Source organism: Halomonas sp. (assembly GCF_029263665.1).
Taxonomy (GTDB): Bacteria; Pseudomonadota; Gammaproteobacteria; order Pseudomonadales; family Halomonadaceae; genus Halomonas.
Genome location: NZ_JAJUFQ010000007.1, coordinates 221159 through 233780 on the forward strand (window position 1 = coordinate 221159; position 12622 = coordinate 233780).

Consider the following 12622-nt stretch of genomic DNA (forward strand, 5'->3'; position numbering starts at 1 on the left):
GCTCAGGATCAACATGGAAAGAATGATCAAAGCAAAATCTCAGTTTCTCAAGCTTTGGCAGCGCAGTGCATATAGTGCAAAAAGCAAATCCTATAACAACAACCAAACTATAGAAAATCAGTCTGTAGATACGCAGGAGCGAGAACATGTATCAGAACATGCACCTGTGCAGCCCCCTCAAGATAACGTTGTAGAAAATCTACCTGTACAGGAGCAAGGTGCCGTGCTTAAGCAGGAGCATGAACATGAAATCGCGATGAGAGAGTGCATTGAAGCCGGCCTCTTTGATCCTCAGTGGTATAGAGAAACTTATAATGTTCGATTTGAAGATGATTTTGCTGTCTTCTCGGACTACCTGACGAAATCACGCTTTGCTCCTGTAAACCCCTCTCCAGCATTTGATAGTGAAACTTATCTTCGAGAAAACATCGATGTATTTCATCATCAGATCAGTCCTCTGTATCACTATATAAAGAATGGAAAGATCGAAGGAAGAAGGCATGGCCCGGCAATCACCCGCTGGTTACCACGTGAAATCCTCGAACCCGAAAGAATCGTTTCCGAAGCAGCTAAAGACCTCAAGATCGCAGTATGTCTGCACATCTTTTACGACGACTTTATTGATCGCTTTGCCCAGGCACTGGATGCATTCCCCACTCAGGTCGACATACTCCTGACTCTGGCGAAAGAAGAATTCACCGAGAAAGCCAGGGAAATCCTGGGAGGTCATCCGAAGGTCAACGGAATCGAAATCAGGATAGTTCCCAACCGTGGCCGCAACTTTGGCCCCATGCTGGTCGAGTATTCCGAGCTCCTGAAGAACTATGATCTTTTCTGCCATCTTCACTCGAAGAAGTCGCTTTTCTCGGGCAAGGAGCAGACCCAGTGGGCAGACTACCTGACGGAATACCTACTGCGCGATGCCAATATCGTGTCCGGTGTTCTTAATGCATTTGCTGAAGATAAAAGCCTGGGGCTTTACTACCCCACGACCTTCTGGATGATGCCTATCTGGGTCAACCATGTGACCATGAACGTCCCCTTCATTCGCGAGTGGGAACGTCGCCTTGGCCTGTCTCATGTCCCCGAGTTCCTCAGCTATCCGGTAGGAGGGATGTTCTGGGCAAGACCGGAAGCTCTGGAAGGCGTCGTTGGTGAGAGTTGGGAATATGATGACTTCCCCGCCGAACCCCTGCCAAACGATGGCTCCATGCTCCATGCCCTGGAGAGAGTCCTGGGTAGCCTGGTGGAAGAGAAGGGATATAAGCAGTTCTTCTACTATCCGACAACAGGGCAGTTCACTACCGACAAGTCCTATACAACGTCGAGCTATCGGGGAAGCATTGATCAGCACCTTCCAGCCATCCAGGCACATGCGTGCATCAGCTTTGATGTTTTCGATACACTGGTGAGGCGTGAATACACCATTCCCGATTACGCAAAGTTGAAGCTGGGCAAGCAACTGTGCGAACAAGGAATGGTCTCCAGTGCGAAAGAGTTCGTGAAACTTCGCAACCAGGCAGAGTTTGAACTACGCAAGCGAGCAAATTTCCAGGGCGATGTCGTCATCGACGATATCTATCAGGAAATCGGTCTCAAGCTTGGTATATCTGCTGAAGAAGCAGATAGCCTGATGCGGCAGGAGTTCGAACTCGACCTGGAGATGATTCTTCCCAAGAACGAGATGGTTGAGCTGTTCAACCACCTGGGAAGCATGGGCCACAAGATATGGGTGATATCCGACAGTTATTACACCCGTGAACAAGTTGGCTTGATGCTGAGAAAAGTCGGTATTGCAGTCCCCTACAGGCTTCTGGTTTCAAGTACAGAGCAAAAGCGCAAGGACAATGGCTCCATGTGGGCAATGGTCAAGCAGGACCTTGCACAGGAAGGCATCGATCGTCACCTTCATATTGGCGACAATGTCGTTGCTGATGCTCAACGACCGGGGGATATTGGCCTGGTAACCTTCCATATCCTGCACCCCATGGAAAAGTGGCAAGCACTTGGCTTCCCCAATGTACTCAAGGGAGAAGATGCTCTGGATGAGGAGCAGATTCTCAAGTGGGGCAAGCTGATCAGTCAAGTTGGACGCAACCCTTTCATCGGTGAATAATGAAAAAAGATACTCTATATTTGCATGTTGGCTGGTCCAAAACCGGCACATCAGCAATTCAGTCGCAGATACAAGCCCAGAAGGATGACTTTCTCGATAAAGGCATCCTTTACCCCCAGTCTCTGCAATGGCCCGATCATTCTCATCACCCATTTGCTCTGTCCTTCAAAGGGAGCGGAGCATATCAGAGCGACATGTCTCCTGCAGAGGCTCTGGACAAGCTTCAGCAGGAAATGGACCAGTCACCGGCAGATAGCATACTGCTCTCTTCCGAACTATCTCCCTTCTACATGGATAACCCGAGATTCAGGAAGTTTGCGAGTGATAACTTCAATAGAATCGAGGTGTTGTTTACGTTAAGACCACAATCGGAACTGTTGCTTTCTCTGTTCAACCAGCTGGTGAAAGACTCCAACATCCGATACACCGCTTCACTCTTCACACTGGCCATAAGGAATCTTTCCTGGCTGAATTACTATCAGAATATCAAGCATTGGCAAGAGGCGGTTGGCCAGAACAATGTTCGTGCCATTCCTTATAGCAAGCAAGTGGTCAATAGCTTCTTTGAGGCCTTTGATGTGCCTGTTGTATTTGGCAAGAAAGAAGACAATCCTATCGTGAACCCATCATTGCCAACGCGATGCCTGGCCGTTCTGCAACAAAGAGGAAAGGCCGCAAATGATAATGCCGACTTCAACCGTATCCGTCAGCAGGTGATTCAACTATCCGAGAATGTACCTGTAGAAGAAGACAAGTTCATTCTGTTCTCGGTAGATGAACAACAGTCCTTTGACGAAAATTACCAGAAGGGTAATCATCTGCTTGCCGAAATGTTGGATTTTGATGCATCAACGATCCAGAAAACAACATACAAACCGATAAAATCGTTGCATCCTGACTTTGTTCTGGAAGACTACATATAAAGTATATAGGTGTGTTTTATGAGACTTATACTTCATCCAGGACATGCCAAATGTGGTTCCACCAGCATCCAAAAGTCCATCATAGTCAATAGAAAGCTTCTTGAATCAAACGGGTTTATCATCCCTGATCCACAAATGCGTATACGTGGTGACAAAGGATTTAACCCTAATGGAGAAACTCCCAGGCCTTTCTTCAGGAAAATGATGGAAGAGAGGGATACCTCAGAACTGGAAGCCAAGCTGAAACGCATTTCCAATAGGGCAAAAAAAAACAACAAGACAGTTCTTATTTCAGCAGAAAACCTTGTAAATGGATTATCTAATCGAGTTGGAGAAAGTATTCACAGGCTTCTTGCTTCTTATTTCTCAGACATTCAGGTTCTGTACTACATCAAACCCATCGACAGTTTCCTGCTTTCCGCCTGGCAGCAATGGGGTTACAAAAATGGAAAGCAGTTCGATGAGTTCGTAGATAATGCCATCAGAGCAGGAAACCCAAATTACAAGATAGCCGCTGATACCTTCAGCGCTATTTATGGTGACAACAGCCTGGATGTCATCCTGCTCGAAACGAACTTTCTGCATGGTGGAAATCTCCTTGAAGACTTTTACACACGGATCGGTGTAGACTTTTCAAAAACAAACGACTCTGAATCACGCAGCAATATAAGTCTCAATCCTCACCTATGTAGCATTCTTTCCAGGTCCCCGCATCTTTTTGAAAATGCACATGACGAGTCGGTCAAGGAGCACATCCTGAACATGGCCGGAAAGAATTCCTTGGCATTCAAGAAGAGCCAAGGCTTTATTTCTCGGGAGATCATTCAGAAAATAAAAAACAGATTTGATTCCGATGGAAAGTATCTCGTTGAGAATTATCTTCCCGATGCATCAGTCAATGATGTCGTAGTACAACCATCGACTCTTGAAGCAGCCCCCTTGGGTGATAATGAGGAAATCAAGCAGATGCTGGCGATACAAATGGAACTCATGCTCAAGCTAGCGAAATGAACAGCCGTTCACGGGCACATCAGGAAGGAAGAGTGCTGGAGCATGACATGGCCTGTGCAACATGTTCCGTCATGGCCATTCACTGCCCTTCCTGATCGACCATAGAGTTTCACTAGCCTCTTCCTCATAGAAAAGATCTCTGCTCATTTATTTATAATCTTATCTTTTAAAGAGATGGCTGACATTTAGATTCAGTGTAGACCGCATATCTTACATAATTTTACAGTTCCCATGACAACCTAGAGATATTCACTGTTATATTCCTCTCTAGCAGGCATGTTTTCACATGATAGCCTTTATTTTTCCTTGCTATCATCAGGTATGCACTATATAGACTCTTTCCCCAAAGGGCGGCTTGATCGTTAATCCACGATGGTGTAAAGATGGCCAACATTCCAAAGCGTATCATTCAATTCTGCCATGACCCTGATCATGCTCCTGAGCGTATTCTGAAAGCAGCCGAAACAACCAGACACAATCTTCCCGAATACGACTACATACTGGCTGATGATGAGTTGGCCAAGAAAGTCATCAAGGAGAACTGGGGAGAGAATCTATATTCGTGGTATTGCCTGAATCAGATTCCTGCATCAAGGGCCGACATTGCTCGCTTGGTACTCGTACATCATTACGGTGGCATCTATGTCGATCTGTCGATGCAGATGAGAAACAGCTTTGATGACTATCTTGATGAAGACATCATACTGCTCAAAAGGGATGACTTCTCGCAGTATCAGGACAATCCTCAGAATGCGCACTTTACAAACTCTATCATAGGCGCACCAAAGGGGTCTCCATTCCTGGAAGCTCTCATTACCAAGATAAAGCTGAATTTTTATCTCTCGAGCTTCAACTACGACGTCATCAATTGTACGGGTCCTGGAGTTATCAACCAGCTACTCAAGGATGTCTCCGGAAAATTTTTTCCGTGCCCCATAAGCTTCAAGAAAGCAAACAGAAACCTGTTTGACTATGTCCGGGTCAAGGGCTTCTCCAATTCCTGGACCGAGCAGCAGAAAGAAGGCATCATTCCGAAGGGAAAGAGCAGCCATACGCGCATCAGAAAATATGCAGACTACCAGAGAATAAGAAAAGACATGTCGGATGGAGAGCTCCACGTTCATATTGGTTGGCCAAAGGTAGGAAGCACCTCCATTCAGGACTTCTTCAAGGATAATAACAACCGAAATGGTTTCTATTATCCTCAGGCAGGAAGACCCAACAATGTCCGTGCACATCACCAGTTGGTCAAACACAAGTTTCAGGGACCTGTCGCCAATGCATTTATCAATGAAATAAAGGGGCATAGACAAGTTGTTATATCTTCGGAACAGATCTCTGTTGATATGCTTAATGATGACTTCCTTGAATCATTGCAGGCTTTTGCCATACGTAGCAGACGTAAATTGACTCTGTACGTATACCTCAAGAATGTCTTTGACTTTATCGAAAGCGCATATGCACAGTGTCTGCGTACAGACCTTTATGGAATAGTGCCTGGGGATTACACCGGAAATATTGACGACTTTGTTCGTGACTCTCTCTCAGGTCCTTTGTCTCATCTGGTGCAATATGGAAAGTGCCTGGAGAAACTCTCTACTGTCTTTGGAGAGGAAAGTCTCTGCATCAGAAACCTGGAAAAGGATGTCGAAAACAAGGATGTACTTTCCGACTTCCTAAGGTGCATTGGTTACCCAGAAATGCGCAACAATAATGCAAGAATGAAGCGCTCGAACGTTTCCTTGAGCACTGTAGAAAAGGCTGTCATTCTGGAACTGAATCGCCTGGGGTATAGCCGGGAGGAAAAGGCCAATACGATCAAGAGCCTTTCCAGTAAAAAGATGAAAAACAACAGGAAAGGCAAGCTGCTGTGTGATGCCATCAACCTTGATCCAAACAAGGATTTCCTTGCACGCATCAAGAAACTGTGCAGGGAAGTATGTGACAGTGACAACGCTTCTCCCGTTGACAGAAGCCTTTACAACTTCAATCGCAGGATGAAAGCCAACTGTACATATGATGAGCTAATGGACGAGTCTTATATAAAGAATCTACTGTCCTCCAGCTCCTGAGCCTTTTTGCATTGAGTTCCAATATGACACCTTTGTTTTTTGTACATATCCCAAAAACAGCCGGTACAAGTTTTCGACTTGGGGCAGAAAGGTATTTTGGCGCAGAGAGAATCACTTACGACTACGGCAGTTCCTCCAGCGCCACCAGTGGCTTGGTAAAAGACTTTCTCTATGGGGATGTGACTGACTTTTGGGGCTTTTCTGAACAGTGTCGCCAACAGACCGTCGCTATGGTCGGCGGACACGTCAATATTGGCCGATTCGTATCACTCTTTGGCATCAATAGCACCGTCACCTTTCTGCGTGACCCGCTTCAGCGGATGGCATCAGAATATTCCCATTTTGTGCGTCACTACGCATACAAAGGGGATTTCAAGGATTTTTACTCTCGTCCAGTGATGCATAATCGCCAGAGCAAGATTCTGCACGGGGTATCCTCGGAAGCCATTGGCATGTTGGGTATCACCGAGCGCTACGCCGAGAGCCTGGAATTGCTCAATGCCCACTATGGCATCGACATTCCTCTCCGGGAGGATAACCAGGGCAAAGCTCGCCTGGATGCTGCTCATGAGCTCAGCGAAGAGGATATCTCTGAGCTCACTCGCTTGAACGCACGTGATATCGCACTGTATGAACACAGCATGCGACTGTTCGATACACGCATGGCGCTCTTCCGCGATAGCTTGCCTTATGCACATGCGCATCTTGTGGAAGCCAATGCTCAGCGCATCGCCGGCTGGGCATGGTGGGCCAGCGGAGACGACAGCCCGGTTGAAGTGGAAGTCTGGGTGAATGACCAGTTACGCGACAAGGTGGCAGCCACCGAACTACGTCCTGGGTTGTGCCGATTCAAGGTGCCGAGAGGCGGCTATATCGGCTTCCACCTTCCTCTCAAGCTGGAATCAGGTGACCGAGTACAATGCCGAGTGGCAAAGACGGGGCAACCCTTCCCTCCTCGGCCCATCCAGGTGGAAAGGCCAACTGACAAGTGAACATGCATTATGCAAAAGGCCTGGATGAAGCAATGAGCTGGTTACAACGGTTGCTGGAGTTTACACCGCTGACCATTCACCCTCTCAGCCGGTTGAAACCCCACCAGCACCTGCTGCCCGCCACGGATTCCTCATGGCAATGGCAATCAACGGGCAATGACCCACAGTTCACCCTGCGCAAGGGTCTGCCATTGCCTGGCTGGCAAATGCTGGAAGTTGCCATGGACCATGACCAACCCCAGGTGGCCATTCGCCTCTATCTGGATACGGGAAAAGGGTTCAGCGAAGAAGAAAGCGTCTTCCTGCCTCTCAAGAGCGGTCGCAAGACCAAGCGCATGTTCTACGTGTCGAAACCACTGAAGGCCATTCGCTTCGACCCGATGGAACAGGAAGGACATTTCTCTCTTAGCCACCTGCGTATCGCCTGGCTGAGCCCTTGGTTCGCTCATGACCGCCTGGCAAGCCGCCTGGCCAACATGCACCACCACTGGAGGGAGTGGAACCGGCCACGCATATTGCCCGAGCTCAAGCGTCAGGCCGAAGCCAAGGGACAACATTGGCGAGACATGGCACTGGCACAGTATGAAGCGACTTTCGAGCGCTATACCTCGCGACTCGACTATCGTCAGTGGCTCAAGAAGCAGGAGCCTCTGTCCGCCGAGGGAGTGCAAGCGAGACTGGAGAAGCTTTCTTCTTCTCCCCTCATCTCCGTGCTGGTACCGGTCTACAACCCGCCTCTCGACTGGTTGCGAGAGTGCCTGGATTCCGTCCAGACCCAACTCTACCCTCACTGGCAGCTGTGCATCGCCGATGATGCTTCAACGGCTCCCGGGGTCAAAGAGCTGCTCTCGGAATATGCCGAACAGGATTCGCGAATCAAGGTCGTATACCGGCCAGACAATGGACATATCTGTGCTGCCAGCAACAGTGCTCTTGCCATCGCAGACGGGGAATTCGTGGCGCTGCTGGACCATGACGACTGCCTGTCTCCCGATGCCCTGCTGAGAGTCGCTGAAGCGCACCACCAGAATCCGAATGCAAGCTTGATCTACAGCGATGAAGACAAGCTGGGACCAGATGGGACGCGCTTCGACCCTCACTTCAAGCCGCAATGGAACCCTGACCTGCTGCTGGCACAAAATTATATTTCGCACCTGGGGGTGTACCGTACAGCGCTGGTACGCGAAGCAGGCGGATTTCGGGAAGGTTACGAAGGCAGCCAGGATCACGATCTGGTCCTGCGCGTGACAGCTCACCTGACAGCCCAGCAGATCGTGCATATTCCCCATGTGCTCTATCACTGGCGCGCCGTCGACGGTTCTACCGCGCTGGCAAGCAGAGAAAAGAGGTACACCAGCCAGGCAGGCCTGAAGGCCGTTGAGGATTTCCTGAAGTCGAAGACCCCATCAGCCAAGGTTGAGTTTGGTCATTACTCCAACACATATCGCATCCGCTGGCCCTTGCCTGAACACCCACCCATGGTCAGCATGCTGATACCGACCCGCGATAGGGTTGAAGTTCTACAACCCTGCGTAGATGCCATTCTCGAGCGAACGGATTACCCCCACTTCGAGCTGTTGATTCTGGATAACGGTTCAGTCTGCAGCAAGACTCTGGACTATATGGTCCAGGTGGAACAGCGTGATCCGCGAGTGCGCGTGCTACGCTGGAATCACCCTTTCAATTACTCAGCCATCAACAACTTTGGCGCCAGCCAGGCCAAGGGTGAGATCCTGGCCCTGGTCAACAACGACATCGAGCCCATTCACAGCGACTGGCTCAATGAAATGGTCAGCCAGGCCATCAGGCCGGAAATTGGCTGCGTGGGCGCAAAGCTCTACTACCCCAACGATACGGTCCAGCATGGCGGCGTCATCCTGGGTATCGGAGGAGTGGCAGGCCACGCCCACAAGTACTTTACTCGTAACTCGTTTGGTTACTTCACGCGGCTGCACTTGGCACACAACCTGTCAGCAGTGACGGCGGCATGCCTGGTGGTGCGAAAGGCAATATACGAAGAAGTCGGCGGGCTCAATGCCCAACACCTGACGGTTGCCTTCAATGATGTGGATCTGTGCCTGAAAGTCCGGGAAGCTGGTTATCGCAACCTGTGGACGCCTTATGCGGAGCTGTATCATCACGAATCTGTATCGAGAGGCGCCGATGACAACGTTCAGAAACGCGCCAGGGCTCAGAAGGAAGTCGAGTACATGCGACGCATCTGGGGTGAGCAACTGGATACGGATCCGGCTTATAACCCCAATCTGACGCTGATACATGAGGACTTTTCTCTCAGATAGGCAGCTTTGCCCCAAAAAAACCGGGCAATACATCCATCACCAGCATGCCATTTTCGGGAAAAAATCCCCACAACCATGGGAAACCTCTTAGTTGACACGCAGACATTACGGGCAATATATTGCCTAAAGAGCTCCCGTTGACAGGTTGTTTGAATATGCATTTTCGAATCCGCCGCCATGTCGTTCAGCTAGTACGCATGACATACGACCCCTCGATCAAGCGCGGCAAGGCTCAGATCGTTGGGAGCGTCAAGCTCGCTGATCCTGTGCTTGATGATGAACTGCTGGAAAAGCTGACCTTCGATGAAGTGGCGGAATTCGAACTCTGGGTGGCCACACACCATCGCACCAATCTGCTCAAGCAAGAACTGGCAGCGCTAACCCTGGCCGAGCAAATGGAACAGGCGCGTTTATGGTTCGAGCAGCAAGAGGAACATGGTGCTGCCCAACAGATCGCCAATGAGGCATTACGCAGTTGGCAGGCCCTGCGCCGGGTGCTCAAGCAGAGGGAACTCCTTGATTGACAGCAGGAGTCCCCCAACCGATACAGATCAATGGAGATGAGTGATATGGCAAGTACATCCGCCAAAACTGCAGCCCCGGAAGTCACACAGGTCAAGCCGGAAGCCTTGGTAGAACGCATCAAGGTCCTGAACCCTCAGATTCTTGGCAAGATGCCGGACAAGCGTGCTGCCAATCTGGTGCGCATGGCCCTGCGCGCACTGTCAGAGGAAATCAATGACACTGAGGAAGGTCGCCTGCGTGTCGCAGGACTGGGCGGCGTTACCATCCGTCAGGTCGAACGTGAAGGGAAATACGGCAAGAAAGAGCAGGTCAAGCGCGTTGTGCTGCGTCCTGCCCAGCCGCAAGCAAAAGCCTGACTGTACCAGCTTAATCGTTCAAGGCCCCGCATGCTTGCGGGGCTCTTTTGGCACGACGCCACTGCACCCTTGCTGTTTTTATCCGTGAGCGTCTCTGCAAAGGCCTCACCACCCCCTGCCTGCTAACATACTTTGTTGGATTTGCTCGTCCTCGGGTTTGCTCGTCGCTCCGGAACCGATGTATTGACCGATCATTCCTGGTGGTGAAGCGATAGCCATTCGGCTACCTGAATTTCGTTATTTTTCATTTGGCTGACAGCACACTGAACGTCATAGAAGACATGAAAACAGGCGAGCCTGTTCAAACGGCATTGCTCGCGACCAGCGCCATGGCCCGCCAACCAGCCCTGGCCCCTTGCCTGCATGAGTTCGCTTGCTTGCTGCCTTGGTCACATCGCCATCGCCAACACCACGATGTCATTGTTGGCTGGGGGTATAAACCAACAGCAGACAAGGCACGCTTGCTGGCACACCAGACTCAACGTCCCTATATCGCAGTCGAGGATGGCTTTGTCAGGTCCTGGGCCACTGGAGCACAGGGTTATGCTTCACATTCCATCGTGGTCGACTACCAAGGTATCTACTACGACGCGACGCAGCCTTCCGATCTTGAGACTCTGATACAAGACGGCGACTTCCAGCCCGGAGAAGAAGCCCATGCCCTGGCCATGATGGCGCGCCTGCGGGAACTTCGCTTGTCGAAATACAATCATGCTCCCGATACGCTGCTGCCTCCTGGCCCACGTCCACGTGTCCTGGTCGTGGACCAGACCCGGGACGATGCGTCCATCACCCATGGCATGGCGAGTGCCGAGAGTTTCGACCAGATGCTGGAAAGCGCTCTTGCAGCACATCCCGACGCCGACATTCTGGTCAAGATTCATCCAGAGGTCATTGCCGGCACCAAGGCCGGGCACCTTGCTCAGGCTGACGCACACCCGCGTTGCCAGGTCATTGCTGAAGACATCAACCCATGGGCATTGCTCGAAGCGGTTGACGCGGTTCATGTCGTCACCAGTCAGCTCGGCTTCGAAGCCTTGCTTGCAGGCTTGCCAGTCACCTGCCATGGCATGCCCTTCTATGCAGGCTGGGGACTGACTGACGATCACGTTGAATGCCCTCGTCGACAGCGCCGCCCTTCCTTGAGCTGGGTATTTGCCGCTGCATATCTACGTTATTCTCGCTACGCCAACCCCTACTCCAGAGAGCGTAGCGATCTCAGCTCAACCCTTGAACTGATCAATGATCAGCGCCGCCATATTCAACGCGGGCAGGGGGAATGGCGGGCACTGGGGTTTTCCAGCTGGAAGCGTAGTTTCATCGGAGACTTCCTTGGCCCTGCTGCCAACATTCACTATCAAGGCCTTGCAACTGGCCAACAAGCAGAGGCGGGCAACACGCCCGTATCCCGGCCCGGCCTGCGCACGGTCGTTTGGGCAAGCCAGGCTCAGGGACGCCAACTGCCTCAGCCTTTATGGCGAATGGAAGATGGTTTCCTGCGTTCGGTAGGGCTCGGCATCGACCTGGAACGGCCATTGTCACTGGTGCTGGATAGTAGAGGCATCTACTACGACCCCAGCACACCCAGTGACCTGGAGCATCTACTGCTGCATGGCGAATTTCCCGAAGGCCTGCGCCAGCGCGCTCGAGAGCTGATCCGCCAGCTTATTGAGCACGACATCAGCAAATACAACATCAGCAGGTCCGGCGACGCCCGCTCCCTCGACAAGCCCCTGGACCTGCCCGCGGACAGGAAATGCCTGCTGGTCGTAGGCCAGGTGGAAAGCGATGCCTCGATCCGGACCGGCAGTCAGGACATCACGACCAATGCAGAACTACTGACGGCCGTTCGACAGCGCCATCCTGACGCCTGCATCCTCTACAAGCCCCATCCGGATGTGCTCAGCGGCGTACGGGATGGAGGCGACGTATCCGCGCAATATTATGACCGCCAGGTCACTGGGGACGTCTCTCCCTTGATCGAACAGGTTGATGAAGTCCACACCATGACGTCCCTTGCCGGTTTCGAAGCGCTGTTGCGTGGTACGCCCGTCGTGACCTACGGCATCCCTTTTTATGCGGGGTGGGGTCTGACCAGGGATCACGGTCCGGTACCTGCCAGGCGGCGACGCTGCCTGACGCTTGATGAACTCGTCGCCGCCACTCTGCTTATCTATCCACATTACGTGGACCCGACCACCGGGCAACCCATCAATGCAGAAACGGCCGTTGCCCTGCTTCGTCGACAGCGACTTGAAGGCAGATCTCTGAAACTCTGGCAACGAGCCTATCGATTGTGCCGCAGTACCTTTTACGGCAGACGCTGA

General features: G+C 51.3%; 9 protein-coding genes. All 9 read left to right on the forward strand.

The window, feature by feature from the left end; genetic code table 11:
- Nucleotides 1-13 precede the first annotated feature (13 nt).
- Nucleotides 14-2116, forward strand: coding sequence for a rhamnan synthesis F family protein (locus Q1K07_RS10060; protein WP_300310348.1), 2103 nt, complete (start codon nt 14-16; stop codon nt 2114-2116).
- A complete protein-coding gene (locus Q1K07_RS10065; protein ID WP_300310350.1) occupies nt 2116-3039 on the forward strand; it encodes a hypothetical protein in 924 nt (307 codons plus the stop codon). Before Q1K07_RS10060 ends, Q1K07_RS10065 begins: the two co-directional genes overlap by 1 nt.
- An 18-nt stretch (nt 3040-3057) precedes the next feature.
- Complete coding sequence (locus Q1K07_RS10070) at nt 3058-4050, forward strand: hypothetical protein (protein ID WP_300310352.1); 993 nt, start codon at nt 3058-3060, stop codon at nt 4048-4050.
- Between the two features lie 383 nt (nt 4051-4433).
- A complete protein-coding gene (locus Q1K07_RS10075) occupies nt 4434-6122 on the forward strand; it encodes a glycosyltransferase (RefSeq protein ID WP_300310354.1) in 1689 nt (562 codons plus the stop codon).
- Nucleotides 6123-6301: 179 nt separating this feature from the next.
- On the forward strand, nt 6302-7114 hold the full coding sequence (locus tag Q1K07_RS10080) for a hypothetical protein (RefSeq protein ID WP_300310356.1): 813 nt from the start codon (nt 6302-6304) through the stop codon (nt 7112-7114).
- Between the two features lie 32 nt (nt 7115-7146).
- Nucleotides 7147-9414, forward strand: coding sequence for a glycosyltransferase family 2 protein (locus Q1K07_RS10085; RefSeq protein WP_300310358.1), 2268 nt, complete (start codon nt 7147-7149; stop codon nt 9412-9414).
- A 155-nt stretch (nt 9415-9569) separates the two neighbouring features.
- Complete coding sequence (locus Q1K07_RS10090; RefSeq protein ID WP_300310360.1) at nt 9570-9938, forward strand: hypothetical protein; 369 nt, start codon at nt 9570-9572, stop codon at nt 9936-9938.
- A gap of 45 nt (nt 9939-9983) precedes the next feature.
- Nucleotides 9984-10295, forward strand: coding sequence for a hypothetical protein (locus Q1K07_RS10095; protein WP_300310362.1), 312 nt, complete (start codon nt 9984-9986; stop codon nt 10293-10295).
- Between the two features lie 281 nt (nt 10296-10576).
- Entirely contained in the window at nt 10577-12622 is a 2046-nt protein-coding gene (locus Q1K07_RS10100) for a capsular polysaccharide biosynthesis protein (RefSeq protein WP_300310364.1), read from the forward strand.